21 protein-coding genes are annotated in these 18,683 nt (G+C 62.0%); 10 read left to right on the top strand and 11 right to left on the bottom strand.

The genetic code is table 11. From position 1 onward, the window contains the following. Position 1: 1 nt before the first annotated feature. The 4 genes from NTU39_RS21190 to NTU39_RS21175 are packed head-to-tail and all read right to left on the bottom strand — an operon-like array spanning position 2 to position 2,353. Positions 2–208, bottom strand: a complete 207-nt coding sequence (locus NTU39_RS21190) for a Trm112 family protein (protein WP_039400921.1) — start codon at positions 206–208, stop codon at positions 2–4. Beyond that, positions 189–1,265: a tetraacyldisaccharide 4'-kinase gene (gene lpxK, locus NTU39_RS21185; RefSeq protein ID WP_257958503.1), complete on the bottom strand. Its 1,077-nt coding sequence runs from the start codon at positions 1,263–1,265 to the stop codon at positions 189–191. Before lpxK ends, NTU39_RS21190 begins: the two co-directional genes overlap by 20 nt. Then, positions 1,262–1,723 (bottom strand): ExbD/TolR family protein, encoded by a 462-nt coding sequence (locus tag NTU39_RS21180; protein ID WP_257958502.1) that lies wholly within the window; start codon positions 1,721–1,723, stop codon positions 1,262–1,264. The genes lpxK and NTU39_RS21180 overlap by 4 nt, the downstream gene beginning before the upstream one ends. A 15-nt stretch (positions 1,724–1,738) precedes the next feature. Beyond that, a complete protein-coding gene (locus NTU39_RS21175; RefSeq protein ID WP_150664377.1) occupies positions 1,739–2,353 on the bottom strand; it encodes a MotA/TolQ/ExbB proton channel family protein in 615 nt (204 codons plus the stop codon). 447 nt (positions 2,354–2,800) lie between these two features. Here NTU39_RS21175 and xseA point away from each other — a divergent pair, with 447 nt between their 5' ends. From xseA to NTU39_RS21160, 3 genes are all read left to right on the top strand, one after another. Next, the gene (xseA, locus tag NTU39_RS21170; protein WP_257958500.1) at positions 2,801–4,174 is read left to right on the top strand and encodes an exodeoxyribonuclease VII large subunit; all 1,374 of its coding nucleotides are present in this window, start codon (positions 2,801–2,803) and stop codon (positions 4,172–4,174) included. Between the two features lie 202 nt (positions 4,175–4,376). Then, on the top strand, positions 4,377–4,955 hold the full coding sequence (gene sodB / locus NTU39_RS21165; RefSeq protein WP_150664375.1) for a superoxide dismutase [Fe]: 579 nt from the start codon (positions 4,377–4,379) through the stop codon (positions 4,953–4,955). 338 nt (positions 4,956–5,293) lie between these two features. Beyond that, positions 5,294–6,010, top strand: coding sequence for an HD-GYP domain-containing protein (locus NTU39_RS21160; RefSeq protein ID WP_150664374.1), 717 nt, complete (start codon positions 5,294–5,296; stop codon positions 6,008–6,010). A gap of 41 nt (positions 6,011–6,051) precedes the next feature. Here the strand turns inward: NTU39_RS21160 and NTU39_RS21155 are convergent, their stop codons facing one another. From NTU39_RS21155 to NTU39_RS21140, 4 genes are all read right to left on the bottom strand, one after another. Then, positions 6,052–6,531 (bottom strand): DUF192 domain-containing protein, encoded by a 480-nt coding sequence (locus NTU39_RS21155; RefSeq protein ID WP_373275329.1) that lies wholly within the window; start codon positions 6,529–6,531, stop codon positions 6,052–6,054. 213 nt (positions 6,532–6,744) lie between these two features. Beyond that, entirely contained in the window at positions 6,745–6,954 is a 210-nt protein-coding gene (locus tag NTU39_RS21150; RefSeq protein ID WP_039400908.1) for a hypothetical protein, read from the bottom strand. Between the two features lie 127 nt (positions 6,955–7,081). Next, positions 7,082–7,327: a hypothetical protein gene (locus tag NTU39_RS21145; protein ID WP_150664373.1), complete on the bottom strand. Its 246-nt coding sequence runs from the start codon at positions 7,325–7,327 to the stop codon at positions 7,082–7,084. Between the two features lie 51 nt (positions 7,328–7,378). Next, positions 7,379–7,969, bottom strand: coding sequence for a pseudouridine synthase (locus tag NTU39_RS21140; RefSeq protein WP_257958499.1), 591 nt, complete (start codon positions 7,967–7,969; stop codon positions 7,379–7,381). 270 nt (positions 7,970–8,239) lie between these two features. On the opposite strand from NTU39_RS21140, the gene icd reads away from it, so the two are divergent. After that, the gene (gene icd, locus NTU39_RS21135; protein WP_150664371.1) at positions 8,240–9,493 is read left to right on the top strand and encodes an NADP-dependent isocitrate dehydrogenase; all 1,254 of its coding nucleotides are present in this window, start codon (positions 8,240–8,242) and stop codon (positions 9,491–9,493) included. A 751-nt stretch (positions 9,494–10,244) separates the two neighbouring features. Here the strand turns inward: icd and NTU39_RS21130 are convergent. Continuing rightward, positions 10,245–10,754, bottom strand: a complete 510-nt coding sequence (locus NTU39_RS21130; RefSeq protein WP_257958498.1) for a hypothetical protein — start codon at positions 10,752–10,754, stop codon at positions 10,245–10,247. A gap of 220 nt (positions 10,755–10,974) precedes the next feature. On the opposite strand from NTU39_RS21130, the gene NTU39_RS21125 reads away from it, so the two are divergent. Continuing rightward, positions 10,975–11,334, top strand: coding sequence for a VOC family protein (locus NTU39_RS21125; protein WP_257958496.1), 360 nt, complete (start codon positions 10,975–10,977; stop codon positions 11,332–11,334). Positions 11,335–11,352: 18 nt separating this feature from the next. Here the strand turns inward: NTU39_RS21125 and NTU39_RS21120 are convergent, their stop codons facing one another. Continuing rightward, positions 11,353–12,303 (bottom strand): LysR family transcriptional regulator, encoded by a 951-nt coding sequence (locus NTU39_RS21120; RefSeq protein WP_257958495.1) that lies wholly within the window; start codon positions 12,301–12,303, stop codon positions 11,353–11,355. Between the two features lie 108 nt (positions 12,304–12,411). On the opposite strand from NTU39_RS21120, the gene NTU39_RS21115 reads away from it, so the two are divergent. Further along, positions 12,412–13,155, top strand: coding sequence for an SDR family oxidoreductase (locus NTU39_RS21115; RefSeq protein WP_150664367.1), 744 nt, complete (start codon positions 12,412–12,414; stop codon positions 13,153–13,155). 307 nt (positions 13,156–13,462) lie between these two features. After that, positions 13,463–14,578 (top strand): glycosyltransferase family protein, encoded by a 1,116-nt coding sequence (locus NTU39_RS21110; RefSeq protein ID WP_257958494.1) that lies wholly within the window; start codon positions 13,463–13,465, stop codon positions 14,576–14,578. A 55-nt stretch (positions 14,579–14,633) separates the two neighbouring features. On the opposite strand, the gene NTU39_RS21105 is transcribed toward NTU39_RS21110, so the two are convergent. Next, the gene (locus NTU39_RS21105) at positions 14,634–15,572 is read right to left on the bottom strand and encodes a LysR family transcriptional regulator (protein ID WP_150664365.1); all 939 of its coding nucleotides are present in this window, start codon (positions 15,570–15,572) and stop codon (positions 14,634–14,636) included. Between the two features lie 204 nt (positions 15,573–15,776). Here NTU39_RS21105 and NTU39_RS21100 point away from each other — a divergent pair, with 204 nt between their 5' ends. The 3 genes from NTU39_RS21100 to NTU39_RS21090 all read left to right on the top strand — a co-directional run bounded on the left by NTU39_RS21100 (position 15,777) and on the right by NTU39_RS21090 (position 18,681). After that, on the top strand, positions 15,777–16,808 hold the full coding sequence (locus NTU39_RS21100; protein ID WP_257958493.1) for a 2Fe-2S iron-sulfur cluster-binding protein: 1,032 nt from the start codon (positions 15,777–15,779) through the stop codon (positions 16,806–16,808). A gap of 135 nt (positions 16,809–16,943) precedes the next feature. Then, on the top strand, positions 16,944–18,185 hold the full coding sequence (locus tag NTU39_RS21095) for an aromatic ring-hydroxylating dioxygenase subunit alpha (RefSeq protein WP_257960121.1): 1,242 nt from the start codon (positions 16,944–16,946) through the stop codon (positions 18,183–18,185). A gap of 22 nt (positions 18,186–18,207) precedes the next feature. Next, entirely contained in the window at positions 18,208–18,681 is a 474-nt protein-coding gene (locus tag NTU39_RS21090) for an aromatic-ring-hydroxylating dioxygenase subunit beta (RefSeq protein ID WP_257958492.1), read from the top strand. Positions 18,682–18,683: the final 2 nt, after the last annotated feature.

The raw sequence follows: 18,683 nt of genomic DNA, 5'->3' as shown, positions 1-18,683 counted from the left end.
CTCACGATGCGGACTTGTCGTCGTTCATCGGAACGGGCGTGCCTTCGACAGACTGACGTGCTTCGTCGGCCAGCATGACGGGAATGCCGTCACGAATCGGATAAGCGAGCTTGTCTGCATGGCAAATCAGCTCCTGGGCTTTTTTATCCAGCTCCAGCGGGCCCTTGCACAACGGGCAGACGAGAATCTCAAACAGTCGGTTGTCCACGCAATTTCTCCACTACCAGTGATACGAGGCGCGCATCGAGCGCTGCCTCGGCAGGTACGGCCCACACACGCGGGTCGGACCAGGTGACGCATTTTACTGCATCCTTTTCGGTGATCAGGATGGCGTCCGCGGCCACGCCGTCGAACGGATTGGTCGCAAAGTCGTAATGATCGGGCAACGCCAGCGTCTCGATCTGCAACCCTGCTGCGCGCAATGCCGCGAAGAACCGCTCCGGTGCCCCGATGCCCGCGGCTGCCAGCACGCGCTTGCCCGCAAAGTGAGACAGCGCGCGGCTGAGCGACGGCTGGCTGACGCACCACGCATCGCCTAACGTCAACGTCAGACGCCACGTATGCGGCCAATCCGGCAGCGTTCGGCCATACGGATCGTTAATGAGGTTCACGTCGCGTTGTCGCGATAGCGGTTCGCGCAGCGGCCCCGCTGGCAGCAAGAAGCCGTTGCCACCGAGCCGATGATCGAATACGGCGATTTCGACGTCGCGTGCGAGGGCGTAATGCTGAAGACCGTCGTCACAGACGATGACGTCGCATTCGGGATGCGCAGCCAGTAACGCCCGACCGCCTTCCACGCGCGACGGCCAGACCCACACGGGCGCGCCGGTCCGTTTCGCGATCAGCAGCGGCTCGTCGCCAACGGCTTCCGGACGTGCCGTGCGCACGACTTCCGTCGGCTGGGTCAGCGTCGCCCCGTAGCCTCGCGAAAGCACGCCGGGCGTGTAGCCATGTTCACGCAACGCGCCGACGAGTGCGATGACGGTCGGCGTTTTGCCGGTGCCGCCCACCGTCAGATTGCCGACCACGACGACCGGGACTGGAAGTCGTGTCGACGGTTTCCAGCCACGACGAAAGCCCATGCGCCGCCACGCCGCAATGCCGCCGAAGATCCACGAGAGCGGCCAGAGCAGCCAGGCGGCGAGCCCCCGGCGTTGCCACTGCGCCGTGACCCAATGGACCAGCGAGCCCGACAGACGCGGCACGAGGGCGCGCGCGCGCGCGCCTTTCGCGGTGTCCGGCTGTCGCGACGGGTGTCGTGTCATCGGGACGGCTGCGCAGGTGTGCCGTGCGCCGTTGTCGAACGGGCAGCGAAGGTCAGACGCGACAATCCGGCCTCACGCGCGGCCTCCATCACATTGATGACGGACTGATGCGTGCTCTTGGCGTCGGCGTTGATGATGATCACCGGCGGCTCAGCGCCGGTATTGGCGGGGCCAGCCGCCTGACGCAGCGCGGCCGTCAGACCGGCAACGTCGCGTTGTGCCAGCGCATGCCGGTCGATCGCGTAGCTGCCGTCGGCGCCTACCGAAACGACAATCTGACGCGGCGGCACGACCGCTTTTTCGGCGTCTGCCGTGGGCAGATTGACCTTCAGCGCCGTGTAGCGCGTGTAGGTCGTCGTGACCATCAGAAAGATCAGGATGACGAGCAGCACGTCGATGAGCGGGATCAGATTGATCTCCGGTTCATCGCGCGTGGAGAGACCTCGACGGAAATTCATCGCATGTCTCTCGAATCAGTGCCGCGGCAGCGTGGCATCGAGAAAATGGACCGCCTGCGTTTCGAGTTCGACGAGGAAGGCGTCGACGCGGGTGCGGTAGTACCGATAGAAGATCATTGCCGGAATCGCGATCATCAGCCCGAAGCCGGTGTTGTAGAGCGCAACGGAGATGCCGTGTGCCAGTTGGGCCGGATCGGTGCCCGTTGCATCCTGCGAACCGAAGATCTCGATCATGCCGATCACCGTGCCGAACAGACCCATGAGCGGTGCGACCGAGGCGATGGTGCCCAGCGCGGGCAGAAAGCGCTCCAGCTCATGGGCGACGGCACGCCCCGTTTCCTCCAGCGCCTCTTTCGCGCCTTCGCGCGGGCCCTGCGGATTGTGGGCGACGTAGCGCACGCCGGTCGCGAGCACACGGCCCAGCATGGAGCCGCGCGCCAGTGCTTCGGTGGCGTCTTGCTTGGCAGCGCCACGGCGCGCGAGCGTGATCGCGTTTTCGAGTACGCCGGTCGGCAGCACACGTGCGCGGCGAAGCGACAGGGCGCGCTCGACGATCAGGGCGAGGGCAATGATGGAAGCGATGAGAAGTGGCCAGATGGGCCAGCCGGCGGCCTGGATGACGGCGAACAAAGAGACCTCTTGCTTGTTGCGGGGGATGGGCAAACGAGTCCGAACTGTAGCGTGCAGGGGGGGGATGGGCAAGCACCGTTTTCCACACCCGACGAGCACAAGGATGTGGACAACCTTTGGATACTCTCGGCAACTCTTTGACGCGGTGGAACTTTTTAGTTCGTGATGAAAAAATGGGCAATGAGCGGTTTCAGAAATGAACACCTCCGCAAGCTCACAAATCCCAAGATTTCCTCGTTAGCCTGTGGATAACTATGTGTACATGTCGGCCTGGGAAGATATATCTTGTCGTGTGTCACGTAAACACGCCTTTTTACGCCGTGGAAGCCCTCCGCAAAGCCCGATAAATCAAGGGTTTGCGCCCGGTGCGTAGGAATTGTCGGGCATCCGGGCGCGAAAACCCTTAAATTAGCGGGCCTGTGGACAGTTTTTCGTCAGCGCACACGCATGAACCTATCTTTCGACGACGCCCGGCCCACTGGTGGTGCGGATCGCGTACTCAGTGTTTCGGATTTGAACAAGGCCGTTGCCGGCGTGCTGGAGCGGAGTTTCCCGTTGGCATGGGTCAGCGGCGAGATTTCCAACTTCACGCGCGCCGCCAGCGGCCATTGGTATTTCTCGATCAAGGACGCACAGGCGCAAATGCGTTGCGTGATGTTCCGCGGTCGCGCGCAGCATGCGGATTTCTCACCGAAGGAGGGCGATCGCGTCGAGGTGCGTGCCTTGCTCTCCATGTATGTGCCGCGCGGCGAGGTACAACTCAACGTCGAAGCGATCCGGCGCGCGGGGCAGGGCAATCTCTACGAGGCATTCCTGCGCCTGAAGGAAAAGCTCGCCGCTGCCGGGCTGTTCGATGCCGGGCGCAAGCGTGAATTGCCGCGGTATGCCCGGCGCGTGGGCGTTGTCACGTCGTTGCAGGCGGCCGCCTTGCGTGACGTGCTGACAACGCTCGCGCGTCGCGCCCCGCATGTGAGCGTCGTCATTTATCCCGCGCCCGTGCAGGGGGCGGACGCCGCCACAAAGCTCGCGGCGGCGCTCGATACGGCCAATGCGCGCGGCGAAGTCGACACCCTGCTGTTGTGCCGGGGCGGAGGTTCCATCGAGGACCTCTGGGCGTTCAACGAAGAAGTGCTGGCGCACGCCATTGCGCGCAGCGAACTGCCGGTGGTCTCCGGCGTCGGGCACGAAACCGATTTCACGATTGCCGACTTCGTCGCGGACGTGCGCGCGCCCACGCCCACGGCAGCAGCAGAACTGATCTCGGCGGCGCGCGACGAGTGCCTGCGCGAAGTCGATCGGGAGCGTCAGCGTCTGAGTCGTGCAATGCGTCGCACGCTCGAGCAGCGCGCCCAGCAGCTCGACAGCCTGTCGCGCGCGATGGTCTCCCCGCGCGAGCGTCTGGCGCGCCAGCGTGGGGAACTGGCGCATCTGGCCGATCGCATGCGCCACGCCCTCGAACGCCCGCTGGCCCAGCGTCACAGCCGATTCGAGATGTTGCGTCTGCGCCATGCACGGGCTGTGCCGGATGTCGCGTCGCAACATGAGCGCGTGGCATTGCTCGAACAACGTCTTCAGACGGCCATGTCGCGCCGTGCCGAGCGCTCGGCACAGCGCCTGACCGACGCCACCGCGCAGCTTGAACTACTCAACCCGCGTCGCACGCTGCAACGCGGATACGCCGCAGTCCTCGATGCGAAGGGGCAGCCGCTGCGAGACCCTCGAAAACTTCAGCGTGGTCAGCAAGTGACCATGCACCTTGCAGACGGGGCGGCCGACGTAGGCATTGGTGATGTCCAGGTCAGGCTAGACGATACTTTTTAGTCGACGCGGTTCGGCAAAGCTGGCGAATCGCAGGCATCGTGCGCTGATTAGCCGGGATCGGCAAACAATCGTCACATTGCTAAGGCAGAGTGCGGCAAACCAAGTACCCGTTGGGTTTGCGGGGTTTTCGCATCTGCCCTAGAATCGATGGCTCCGGATAACGCAAAATCGGGTTCCCCTCAGAGCACAAAGGACAATTGCCATGGAACACAAGCTCCCTGAACTGCCGTACGCCATCGATGCACTGGCGCCGACCATCTCCAAGGAAACGATGGAGTATCACTACGGCAAGCACCACCAAGCCTATGTGACCAACTTGAACAACCTGATCAAGGGCACCGAATTCGAAAACGCCAGCCTCGAAGACATCATCAAGAAGTCGTCGGGCGGCGTGTTCAACAACGCAGCGCAGGTGTGGAACCACACCTTCTTCTGGAACACGCTGTCGCCGAACGGCGGCGGTGCACCGACTGGCGATCTGGCCAAGGCCATCGACGCCAAGTTCGGCTCGTTCGACGCATTCAAGGAAACGTTCTCGAAGTCGGCCGTGGGCAACTTCGGTTCGGGCTGGACGTGGCTCGTGAAGAAGGCCGACGGTTCGGTCGACATCGTGAACACCAGCAACGCTGCCACGCCGCTGACCGGCGCCGACAAGCCGCTGATCACGATCGACGTGTGGGAACACGCCTACTACATCGACTACCGCAATGCGCGTCCGAAGTTCGTCGAGGCATTCTGGAACCTCGTCAACTGGGACTTCGCCGCGAAGAACTTCGCGTAATCGACGTTCCCGGAATTTGCCGGCCGACACAGAGTCGACTTCAGTGAGCCTTCGCTGAAGGGCACGTCAGACGCCCAACCCGAGCGTCTGGCGTCGCCGGCAAACCTCAGCTCGCTGTCCGCCACATCAACGCACGACTTCGGCGCTTGTTTCACCGCATCCGCCGCCACATCGCTGCAACACACCCTTCCCGCATCAAGACGTCTCACGCGTCTCATCGTTTCCCATTGTTTTCAACGGTCACCGGATTGCAGGCTTTTGCGCCGCGCTTGATCGACGTCAACATTCGTACGCGGGCACCTCGTTAGAGTGAACCCTTCAATCCGAACGGACAACGTATGCCAGACCCTGCGCCATCGTGCGAGGCCGCCACGGCCATTGCGCATTTCGCGATCGACACCCGATGTGCCGACGCGTTTCAAGACACACCGCCCCGCTTCTGGCTCGCCGATCCGCATCTGATGCGCAGCCTGCCCCCCGCCGCCTGGACGCTCTTTCGTCTGGCCGAATACAAGCGCGGCGGGACGGCCACACACATGTGGCGCGTCGGCGCGCTGGCATGGCGATTCGCACAGACGCTAGGGATGTCCGCCATCAAGGCGCAGGCGTTGGGGCTTGCGGCGGCGCTGCATGACACCGGCAAGCTTTGCATTCCGAATTCGATTTTGGAGAAGCCGGGCAGGTTGTCGCCCGACGAGATATTGACGATGCGTATGCATCCGGAGTTGGGGGCCGAGATGCTGAATGCCATCGGCGGTGCTGCATGCGAGTTGGCGGCCACGGTGGCGCGCACGCATCACGAACGCTACGACGGCACCGGCTATCCCTATGGGCTTTCCGGCAACCGCATTCCGTTGGCCGGACGCATTGTGGCGCTGGTCGACGTTTTCGATGCACTCGCCAGCCATCGCCCGTATCGTGCGGCGTTAAGTCCGGCGCAGATCGTCGGCGCGATGCTCGCCGAGCGTGGACGCCACTTCGATCCGTGGTTGCTGGATCGATTTCTCGAGCAGTCGCTCGGTGCGGCGCTGGAAATATCGAGCGGCGCGCGATAGCGACTACCGGCGCGCTGCATGAAGGATGCGCAAGGAAGGGATCAGCGCGGCAGGTTGGAGATCTTCGAACCTGCTTTGATCTTCTTCTTCGCAAACCAGCCCTTGTTCATCTCAAGCGCGTATCGCACAGCAGCACGAGGGCAATGGTTGTCTTCCGTTTGCGGTTCCATGTCCTCGATGTTCACGATCGTGCCGTCGTCGGCGAGGAACGCGATGGACAGCGGCAGATCGGTGTTCTTCATCCAGAAGCAGTGACCGGCGCTTTGCTCGAACACGAAGAGCATGCCCGCATTGTCGGCCATGGCCTTGCGATACATCAGGCCCTGTTCGCGGTCTTTCTCGTTCGCGGCGACTTCGGCCTTGATGAGGTACATGCCCGCAGAGAGTTGCACGGTCGGGAATTCCCCGGGCTGCTTGATTTGCGCGATGGCGCTTGCCGGGGCGAGCGCCATGACGGCGGCGATGCTGGTGAACGTTGCGCTGGCGGCGAGCGCGGCCAGTTGACGCGAAATCCGGATCACAAAAGACTCCTGAGAAGATCGGGGGGACGTCAAGAATACGGTCGGACGACAGTGGAAATTCCGCAGCAAATTCGTCGGGAATCCGGCGAATTTGCCCGAATTTTCCTCGAGCGGATAGCGGCTCATTGTATCTGCCGGACGAAAAAAAAGCAGGTTGCACGAGCAACCTGCTTGTTACCGTACGTTGCGCAGGCGTGCTGCGCGACGCGGTACTTACTTGCTTGCAGCGGCCGGAGCTTCGGCAGCAGCAGCCTTCTTCGACGACTTCTTGGCGTGCTTCTTGTGGGTCGACGACTTCTTCTTGGCAGCCGGCTTGCTAGCAGCAGCCGGAGCAGCCGTGTCGGCAGCAGCCGGAGCAGCAGCTTGGGCGAACACGCCCGTTGCGAACAGGCCAGCGACCAGGGCAGCGATCAGTTTTTTCATGAGATTCCTCGTTGGAGCTCGATGTTTGGGTGGTGTACTCGTTGACCCGCGAAGTGAGTCATCTCCTTTAACGTCCCGTCGGAACTTCGGTTGACAACCCGCTCGCGGATTTTTTCGACGACAAGTATTACGGCTTGTTACCGACCGGCGGTTGGCTCATCGGCTTCTTGGCGTGCTTCTTGTGGTGATGCTTTTTGTGCTTGGTGGTCTTCTTCGCCGGCGTGGCATGGTCACCCGCCGGAGCCGCCATCGCAGGCGCTGCTGCTGCGGGCGCCGCCGGAGCGACAGGCGCCGTCGCGGGCGCCGATTGTTGGGCCATCGCGGCACCGGACACGATCAGGCCGGCGGTCAGTGCGAGCAGCAGTTTGTTCATGATGTGGTTTCCTCGTTTCGGTAGTGGTGCGTATGTTGCGCACCTGTTCCCTCAACGAGATGGACGACGGCTACGTTGACCGGAAAGTGTAAGTATTTGTTGCGGCAGTTCGCACCACTGACCGGGTGAGAGATTTAACGAAAAGACGTCGACCGGGCCGATGGCCACGCGCACGAGCCGAAGTGTCGGTTTGCCGACGGCCGCCGTCATGCGTCTGACCTGGCGATTCTTGCCTTCGACGAGTTTGATTTCGAGCCAGTGCGTCGGAATGCTGGCGCGGTAGCGGATCGGCGGATTGCGTGCCCAGAGATGCTCGGGCTCGGGGATTTCGCGTGCCTCGCACGGCAACGTGACGAAGTCGCCCAGATCGAGGCCGCCACGAAGACGGGCAACGGCCGCTTCGTCGTACGCACCTTCGACCTGCGCCCAATAGGTCTTGGGCAGCTTTCGCTCGGGCTCTGCGATGCGCGCCTGCAAGCGGCCGTCGTCGGTGAGCAGTAGCAAGCCTTCGCTGTCGGCGTCGAGACGGCCCGCCGGATAGACGTCTGGGAGATCGATGCACTCGGCGAGCGTCGGGCGCGTCGGATGCGGCGAAAACTGGCAGATCGTACCGAAAGGCTTATTGAGAGCGAGAAGTGTCATACCGGGTGATGGCGAGGGGGATGCCTGAGGAAGCTGGTCAGCGGCGACATGTTAATGCATAATCGAAAACGTCACTCTTATGTCTTATATAAGACTTGATTTGTGTCACACGCATTTCGAAGCGCTATGACTAAAATAAGGCAGCGCTGCGCAGGGCGTTCACGTATCGACCACAATGCGGTTTCGTGGTGCGCACGTACCGGCCGCTCATGCTGTCCGACGCAAGCCATCTGATGCACGCATTCCGATCCATCCAATTGGAGCCCCACCATGTCGTATCAGCACATCAAGGTCCCGGCAGGCGAGAAGATCACCGTCAACAAGGATTTCTCCCTGAACGTGCCGGACAATCCGATCATCCCGTACATCGAAGGTGACGGCACGGGCGTGGACATCACGCCGGTGATGCTCAAGGTCGTCGACGCGGCGGTGGAAAAGGCCTACGGCGGCAAGCGCAAGATCAGTTGGATGGAGATCTACGCGGGCGAAAAGTCGACGCGCATCTATGGTCCGGACGTGTGGCTGCCTGACGAAACCCTCCAGGTCGTGAAGGACTACGTCGTGTCGATCAAGGGCCCGTTGACGACTCCGGTGGGGGGCGGCATTCGCTCGCTCAATGTGGCGCTGCGTCAGCAACTCGATCTGTACGTGTGTTTGCGTCCGGTGCAGTACTTCAAGGGCGTGCCATCGCCGGTGCGTCAGCCGGAGAAGATCAACATGGTGATCTTCCGTGAGAACTCGGAAGACATCTATGCGGGCATCGAGTGGGAAGCCGAATCGGCGGGCGCGAAGAAGTTGATCGCGTTCCTGCAGAACGAGATGGGTGTGAGCAAAATTCGCTTTCCGCAGACGTCGGGCATTGGTGTGAAGCCGGTGTCGCGCGAGGGCACCGAGCGTCTGGTGCGCAAGGCGATTCAGTACGCGATCGACAATAACCGCGACACGGTGACGCTCGTGCACAAGGGCAACATCATGAAGTTCACCGAAGGCGCGTTCCGCGACTGGGGATACGAACTTGCGAAGAAGGAGTTTGCGGCAACGGAGATCGACGGTGGTCCGTGGTGCAAGGTGAAGAATCCGAAGACGGGCAAGGAGATCACCATCAAGGACTCGATTGCGGACGCCTTCCTGCAACAGATCCTGCTGCGTCCCGCAGAGTACGACGTGATTGCCACGCTGAACTTGAATGGCGATTACGTTTCCGACGCGCTCGCGGCACAGGTCGGCGGCATCGGTATCGCGCCGGGCGCAAACTTGTCCGATTCGGTCGCGATGTTCGAAGCGACGCACGGCACCGCGCCGAAGTACGCGGGCAAGGACTACGTGAATCCTGGCTCGGAGATTTTGTCGGCGGAGATGATGCTGCGTCATATGGGCTGGACGGAGGCTGCGGACCGCATCATCGCGTCGATGGAAAAATCGATTCTGTCGAAGAAGGTGACGTACGACTTTGCGCGTCTGATGGAAGGCGCCACGCAGGTGTCGTGCTCCGGCTTCGGCGATGTGATGATCGAGAACATGTAAAGAAGCCATCGCGGGGCGAGTCGCCCTGCAATGACTTACGCAAACCCCGACGCAGCGATGCGCGTCGGGGTTTTTTTGCGTAACGACGTCGGGATGGCCGGAGGACGGAAGCGTGGCTAGCCACTTCTTTTTTCGTGGCACGACCGGCCAGCAAATTGGGCGTCCCACATTGCACCGAGCGCATAACTCCCTGCGACGCACAAACTGATACGACTCGCGTTGGCGAGTCCGTCGACGATGGTCGACGACATCACACAGATCAGCAGCAGCCACTGCGGGAAAAACGCAACGCCAAAAGCGAAGTCATGGGAAATCGCAATCGGTCTGCGAACGCCTTGTCGCCGAGTTCGCCACGTTTGCCACGCAACGTAAGAAATGCCACTGATTGCGGCCCCGCAATCGACCCAGTTGGCGTCGAATTTAATATCCAGCCACATATCGCGTCACCGTCGGCGAAAAATCCAGATTGCGGCGAGTGCCGCAGTCATGAGGCCGACAATGTCGCGCGGGTCGTAGGGAAGATCCGTACGACCAACGGCGACGCCGGTCAGCGTGGCACCGATCAGCGCAAAGTTCGCAACGTGTCGGAGTTTCTTTCGGGTTTCGGAGGGGAGTCTGATCATTGGGATTTCTGAACAAGTACAGCGCAGGGGGCACGGAGGAAATTCTATTTCGGCCCAATACGTCGAGTGCAAGCGATTCGTCAGAAATCGCCTGGCAAATCCGAATAATCCCGAAGTGGGTGACTGCGTCACCGTATAACGATGTGCGTTGTGACGAAATGATCACCCGTGTTCGGTGTGTGGCTGCCGAACTCGCGGGGGAAGCCGACGCGCCATGTCACGACATCGGTGCCCGGCACGTTGCCCGCCTGATACCAGACGATCATGCCCGAGAACTTCATATCCTCGCATCGCTGACCCTTCGGGACGACGTAGCTGATCCACTCCGGCGCCACCTCGCCGAGCGTAGGGCGCGAGTCGAGTTCGAAGGTCGGTGAGCCAAGGTCGCGGCACAGTACGCTGTGATTGGTCTGCTCCCAAATCATGACCTTCTGACCGACGGCAGCTTCCACCTCCAGCGTTGGCGGCGGAAAGGGGGAATTCGGTGGTTCGGCGCTCGCCGCACTCGCCCCGAGGGCGCACGTCACCCACACGGCTTTCCACAGCCAGTGCAGACCGCGCTGCGTCGGTGGCACATGCAGAATGTGCGATGAACGTGACGCACCCAATGTACGCAATGTCCTTCCGGTGGTGTCCATGATGGATCTCCCACCCCCGTGGCAGCCGACGCAGGGGCGTTCTCCTCCCCGAAAACCGCGTCGGCAGACGCTTTCATTACAGTGCACGGACGGCGACAACGCAAGGTGCGGTCAATCCTAAGTCGCGTGCTACGCTTTTAACGTTGTCAAAGACAAGCGCCCAGGCATTGCCCCGACGACGACGGGCACCGATATCTGCACCATCTCTGAGAGGACGAAGATGAAGGTCAACCGCATTGTTGCGAATCTCGCCGCGCCGACGCCACAGGCGCTGCAAGCGGCGCAGCGCTTTTACGGCGAACTGCTGGGGCTGGATCTGTTGATGGACCACGGCTGGATTGCGACGTATGGCAATGCGTCGAAGATGTCCGTGCAGATGAGCGTCGCTACCGAAGGCGGCAGCGGCACACCGGTGCCGGATCTGTCCGTCGAAGTGGATGACGTCGACGAGGCGCTCGCCCGTATGCGCGAAGCGGATGTCGCCATCGAATACGGCCCTGCCGACGAACCGTGGGGCGTGCGGCGTTTCTACGTCCGAGATCCGCTCGGTCGTCTGCTCAACATCCTCGCGCATCGCTAAAGGGCGTTCAGATCGCCCCTACTTTGACTTTCCCGCCGTCGCAGTCCATCGCCAGTCGAAGCGTGCTGCGAGTTGTTGTGCTTCGAACGCCTGCGCCACGTGATCGACAAACACGCGCGTGCGCAACGGCAGCAACTTCTTGTTTGAGTAGTAGATGGACACACCGCCGTACTCGTCGAACCATCCCGGCAGTAGCCGCTGAATACGGCCGTCGGCGAGCATCGGGGCAGCGTGAGGCATGGGCAGGAGCGCCACGCCATAACCCAGCGCAACGGCGTGCGCCATCGCCTCGGGATCGTCGAAGATCATCCGCGTTCGGGCTTCGACGGTGATGCGCTCACCGTCGACATTGCGCAAGTCCCACGCGCGCAAACGTCCCGTCATGCCGGAGCGGCGGATCACCGCATCGAGCGTGGTTAGATCAGAGGGGGCCATCGGCACCTTGCGTCCCGCCATATACGCAGCGGAAGTGCACATCACCGCATAGGTCGGTGCGAGACGCCGTGCGATGACGCCCGGTGTGAGTTCGATGCCGCCGCCAATGGCCGCATCGAATCCCTCGCCGACAACGTCCACGCTGCGATTATCGAAACGCCAGTCAGGCACGATGTCCGGATAGCGGGCGAGAAAGTCGCCCAACATCGGGACGAGATACTCGCGCCCGAACGAGTGCGCCACGCTCACTTTCAGCGTTCCAGACGGTGCGCTCTCGCGCTCGGCCGCACGTGAAAACGCGTCGGTCAGCGCCGCGAACGGGCTGTCGACATCAAGCAGGAATCGTTCACCACCCGCGGTCAGCGTGAGGCTGCGGGTGCTGCGATGGAACAGTCGCAGGCCAAGCTGCGCTTCAAGGCGCGCCACGTTTTTGCTGACGGCGGCAGGCGTCATACCCAGTCGACGCGCAGCCGCCGAGAAGCTCCCGGCACGGGCGCTTAGCACGAACGATTCGATCAGATGCAGCGCGTCCATCTCTCACCTGTTCCATTGGGTTGAAAGTGATGATCAGCATTATGGTCTAGTTTGAGGGTAATTCGAAGCCGATACTGCGTTCACTTCCTAACTCAGTGGAGCAACATCATGGCAACGAACTTTCAAGGCAAGGTGGCTTTCGTGACGGGCGGCTCGCGCGGTATCGGCGCGGCTGTCGTGCAGCGACTCGCCGACGACGGCGCTGCGGTCGCCTTTACGTATCACGGCTCGAAGGAGGCTGCCGAAGTGCTGGCTGCGCGCATTCAGGCCGCCGGCGGCCGGGCGATTGCCCTTCAGGCGGACGTCGCAGACCCCGAAACGCTCACGCGTGCGGTGAACGAGGCGGCACGTCAACTCGGCAAGATCGACATTCTGGTGAACAACGCCGGTGTCTTCTCCACGGGCAACATCGCCGACCTGGCGCTCGACGAGTTCGATCGCATGCTCAACATCAACGTGCGAGCCGTCTTCGTCGCGTCGAAGGCAGCGCTCGCGCACATGGGCGACGGCGGCCGCATCATCAACATCGGCTCGTGCAATGCCGAGCGCATTCCGTTCCCCGGTTTCGCCACGTACGCGATGAGCAAGTCGGCGCTCGTCGGTCTCGTGAAGGGCATGGCGCGTGACCTCGGCCCGCGTGGGATCACCGTCAACAACGTACAGCCGGGACCGACCAACACCGACATGAACCCGGCCGCTGGCGATCATGCGGGCAGCATGCACGACGTGATGGCGATCAAGCGTCATGCGCACCCGGCAGAGATCGCAGCGATGGTGGCGTATGTCGCCAGCGAAGACGCCGGTTTTGTGACGGGCGCGAGCCTGACCATCGACGGCGGTTTCAACGCCTGACGATCGGGACACGCGAGGCAAGCCAACTGGGAGACGTCGGATTTTCACGTCTCTCGTTGGCGCGTCGTAAGCGTAAGAAATGCAACGGACTTCGGGGCTTCGGAGGCGGTCGTAAGGGCTGCGAAGACATGTTGTCCCGAAGGGGAGTCGCTTCGAACGCCGCGTCACTGCGGGCTTCGGTGAACGTCACCCGCAAGTCGGCCATCATTGGAATGTCGACGTCAACGTATTACCGCCGTAACGCGACGTAAGCTGGCTCACCGTCGTACGTAAACTCACGCGCCGAACGTCGATCTAGACTGCGCGCATGAAGGTCGTTCACCTCTCCCACACACCGGTAGCGGGCAGTCCGGGCAATATCGTCGCGGCACTGAACCGGCACACCGACATCGCGGCGCGGCATGTTGTCTACAACGCTGCGGCGTATGCTTCGCGCACGTTCGCCGTCGATCTCGACTGGCAGTGTCAGCGTGAGGAAGCGCTCGATGTCCTCGCCGAAGCGGACGTCATCCATATTCATCAGATTTTCCCGATGGAAACGACGTTCGGCGCGGATCTGCTCACGCGCTTCGGCAACAAGAAGCTGATCCGTCAGTTTCACTCTGCGCCCGAACTTTGGTCTCGCGACGATGCTTCGATGCGCGAGCGCATTGTCAACGACCCGCTCCCCCAACTCGTGATTGCGCAGGGGCCGGAGCGCTTCTACCCGTTCGCTCGCGTTGTGCCCAACATCGTGCCGCTCGACGACGCACGTTATCTGCCACATCCCGAATGCGCGGGCGAGACGGGGCGGCCGGTGGTCGTGTTCTCGCCAAGCGGGCGCTCGTCCGGTTGGCGCAAACGCTGGGAGACGAAGGGGGCGCCGCAGACATTGCGTCTGCTGCGAAAACTCGAACGTCGCGGGCTGTGTGAAGTCCGGCTGATCACCGGCACACCGCACAACGAGTGTTTGCGAATCAAGCAGCGTGCCGCGATTGCGCTCGACGAATGCGTGACGGGCAACTATCACCTCTCCGGGCTCGAAGCGTTATCGCAAGGCAAGCCCACGCTGGGACATCTCGACAATCGCGTGCAATCCCAATTACGGCGTCTCACGGGGGCGTGCGATTTGCCCTGGGTCGACGTGCCGCTCGAAGCGGCTGAGGCACCGCTGGTGGCGTTGCTGACGAATGCGGCGTTGCGCGCGGAGATCGGTGCGGCGTCGCGCAAGTGGATGGAAACCTACTATCACGACGCCACCCTGGTCGGGCACTACCGTCAGGCCTATCTCGATCTGTTCGAAGCCCCCGGGCGTTTCGGCGAGCGCCGCATCGACGATGCTGCGCAATGGCTCGGCGTCGCACTGCCGAATCTGCGCTGGCGCGCGCGTCGCAATGCGAATGCGTTCTGGCGCGGGCTGTGGGAAACATGGCATGGGCGCTGAACGGTGACTGACGAATACTCCGTCGCTGCTTCTTCGCGTCCTCGTCGCTTCCTCGTCACTCAGAGAACAATTCGAACAGCAGCGTACGCATCCACTGACTTGCCGGTTCGCGGTGATACCGCGCGTGCCAGAACAGATTGATCTGCACGTCGGGAATGTCGAGGGGATGGTCGACGTAACGCAAGCCGAAGTGTTGCGCGCTGCGCTGCGCGAACTTCTCCGTCACGGTGGCGATGAGGTCGGTGGCATGAAGAATGTCGGCCAGCGCGACGAAGTGGGGCACGCGTAGCCGTATGTTGCGTTGCACGTGAGCGCGTGCCATGAACTCGTCGACCTGTCCGTGGCCGGTGCCTGCGGCTACCACCATCACTTGTTCGGAGCGCTCGAAGTCTTCGCGCGTCATGCGTGCCGTCGAAGTCTTCCTCGATCGTGCAGACGTCGTCACGCGATCGAGCGGATGCCCGGGGCGAAACATGCACACGTACTTCTGCCGGAACAGACGCCGCTGAAAGAACTCTGCCGAGAGATCCGGCAGATGCCCGACGGCCAGATCCACCTGACCCGCCGCCATCTCCTCACGCAAGTTCACCGCCGTGTTGCGCACCGTGCTGACCGTAATGCCTGGTGCGCGCTCCCCTAAGGCGTGCATCAGCTTCGGCAGGAAATGCACCTCGCCAATGTCCGTCATCGCAATCTGAAACGCACGCTGGCTCGTGGCGGGATCGAAGGCCAGTTGACGGTTGAACACACCGTGCAGCGCGTCGAGGGCCGCCGCTACCGGTTCGGCCAGCTCGGTGGCCATCGGCGTGGGCAGCATGCCCCGCGAGGTGCGGATGAAAAGCTCGTCATTGAACAACTTACGCAGACGGGCAAGCGAATTACTGACGGCCGGTTGCGTCACGCCGAGGGCTTCGGCGACGCGGGACACGCGTCGTGCGTTGTAGAGGTGCTGGAAAACTACCAGCAGGTTCAGATCGACGGTATGCAAGTCCATAGCGAGTCCGTATCGAGTCCGTAGCGGGTCCATATGCGTCTTCCCGACGCGAGGCGCCGACGTCAGCAAAATCACTGAAATTTATAGGGCATATAAACAAGATTCTATTGGTTTATATCGATCGTTGCGCGATGCTTCTTGCAAACGGCGTCTTAACGCCATCAGCGGTGCCCGGAAGGCACCGTCAGAACGGAGACAATCCCCATGCAAGTTCACGTGCAGCCGCTTGGCGAGCGAGTTGACGTCGCCTCGGGCGACAACCTTCTCAAAGTCCTGACCGATCGCAATATTCCGGTGTCGTACAGTTGCCTGTCCGGCCGTTGCGGAACATGCCGGTGCCGTGTGGTGTCGGGGGACGTGCGTGAGGCGCAAGGCGTTGAGTATCGTCACCATGACGAAGGGCATTCGAACGAACGCTACGTGCTCGCTTGCCAGTCGACCCTCCACGGCGATTGCGAAATCGAGTTGCCCGCGCTGGACGAAGTCGTGGTGCATCCGGCGAAAATTCTCAAGGCGACGGTGCTGGCCATCGAGTCGCTGACCCACGATATCAAACGTCTGGTGCTCAAGCCCGCTAAGCCGCTTAGCTTCTCGCCGGGGCAATACGCCACGCTGCAATTCACACCGGCACACATCCGTCCGTATTCGATGGCCGGGCTCGAAGCCGACGACACGCTCGAATTCCACATCCGCCGCGTGCCCGGCGGCGCTGTCACCGGTTACGTCGACGAGCAACTGAAGGTGGGCGACGCGGTGCGCGTGTCCGGCCCGCTGGGTACATCGTATTTGCGTACGCGTCACGACGGCCCGATGCTCTGCGTCGCGGGTGGCACCGGTCTGGCGCCCGTCTTGTCGATCGTGCGCGGCGCGTTGGCCAGCGGCATGACCAATCCCATCGAGATCTATGTCGGCGCGCGCTCGGCCGAGGACGTCTATGGGCTCGCGTGGTTGCGCGAACTCGCGGCGCGTCACGACGGCATTCGCTTGCACGTCGTGACGACGGTGGCGGCCTCATCTGCGTCTGGCGCGCACAAACGCGCCGCGCCGCAATACCGCACTGGCCACGTGACCGACGCGCTTGCCGCCGATTTTGCCGCCCCCGAATCCCTTGTCGGCTGGCGCGCCTATCTGTGCGGTGCCCCGCCGATGGTCGACGCGGCGACGCGTCTGCTTCGCCAGCGCGGCATCGACAGTGCCCACATCTACGCCGACGCGTTTTACGCAAAGGCCGCGTGAATTCCGCTTTCACCGCTTTCACCGCTTCTTTGCATTCCCCGCATCCCTCAGGAGACGAACGTGACGACAACACCCCAGACCGGATTCGATCCGGCGCCTTGTGCCGATCATGATGCAGCCGGACACACTTCGGCGATCTCGGCGACCTCGGATATTTGGCCTACCGATGGCTCCAGCCGCATCCCGTTTCGGGTCTACACCGACGAACAACTGCACCGGCGAGAACTGGAGCAGTGCTTTTACCGCCAGCACTGGAACTACGTCGGATTGGAAGCCGAAGTGCCGAATCCGGGTGACTTCAAGCGCACGGTGATCGGCGAGCGCTCCGTCATCGTGACGCGCGACGCGAGCGGCGAGATCAATGTGGTTGAAAACGTATGTGCGCATCGAGGCATGAAGTTCTGCCGGGAGAAGCGCGGTAACCGCACCGATTTCCACTGCCCGTACCACCAGTGGAACTACGACCTGAAGGGCAACCTGCAAGGCGTACCGTTCCGACGCGGCGTGAAGCAGGACGGCAAGGTCCACGGCGGCATGCCGAAGGATTTCCGGCCGGAGGATCACGGACTCACGAAACTGAAGGTCGCCACGCGTGGCGGGGTGATCTTCGCGTCGTTCGATCACGACGTCGAATCGCTGGAGGACTTCCTGGGGCCGGACATCTGTGCGTACTTCGACCGGCTGTTCGACGGACGCAAGCTCAAAATTCTCGGCTACAACAAGCAACGCATTCCGGGTAACTGGAAGCTGATGCAGGAGAACATCAAGGATCCGTATCACCCGGGGTTGCTGCATACGTGGTTCGTCACCTTCGGCCTCTGGCGTGCCGACAACAAGTCGCGGCTGGTGATGGACGCGCATGGGCGTCACGCCGCGATGGTTTCCACGCGCGGACAGGGCGGGGGCGGTGAGGTGACGTCCGGGGTGTCGAGCTTCAAGGAGTCGATGGCGCTCAACGACATGCGCTTTCTCGACATCGTGCAGGAAGACTGGTGGAAGGGGCCGACGGCGGTCCTCATGACGCTGTTTCCCAGCGTCATCCTTCAACAGCAGGTCAATTCGGTGTCCACGCGTCATATCCAGCCGCGCGGCCACAACGCGTTCGACTTCGTGTGGACGCACTTCGGATTCGAAGACGACACCGAGGAAATGACCCAGCGGCGTCTGCGTCAGGCCAATCTGTTCGGCCCGGCGGGGTTCGTCTCTGCCGACGACGGCGAAGCCATCGAGTGCTCGCAGGAGGGGTTCGCGCAAAAGCCGTGGCACCGGGTGCTGGCGGAGTTGGGCGGCACGGGCGTGGAAAACACCGAACACATGGTCACGGAAACGCTGATTCGCGGCATGTACGCGTACTGGCGTCGCGTGATGGGCGTCTGACGATATCTGGGGAGACGATTCGATGGTGGATTTTGCAACGTTTCAGGCCGTGGTCGAGCTCAATGCAGCCTACGCGGCGGCGCTCGACGCGCAGCAGTGGGACGCCTGGCCCGAGTTCTTTCTGGACGAATGCGTCTATCGCATTCAGCCGCGCGAGAACTTCGATATGGGCCTGCCGCTCGCCACGCTCTCGTTCGAGAGCAAAGGCATGCTGCGCGACCGCATCTACGGCATTCGCGACACGCTGTTTCACGACCCGTACTACCAGCGTCACGTGATCGGGCTGCCCTCGATTCGTGCGCAGGACATCGACACCCTGCACGTCGAGGCGAACTATGCCGTGTTTCGCACGAAGCCCGACCAGCTCACGGACATCCTGTCGGTCGGGCGGTATCTGGACATCGTGAAACGCACGGACGACGGCTGGAAGTTTGCGTCGCGGCAATGCATTTTCGACAGCGAGATGATTCCCAACTCGCTCATTTATCCGATCTGATA

This window comes from Pandoraea commovens (assembly GCF_024704525.1).
GTDB classification, from domain to species: Bacteria; Pseudomonadota; Gammaproteobacteria; order Burkholderiales; family Burkholderiaceae; genus Pandoraea; species Pandoraea commovens.
This window is presented reverse-complemented; position numbering and strand designations above follow the sequence as displayed.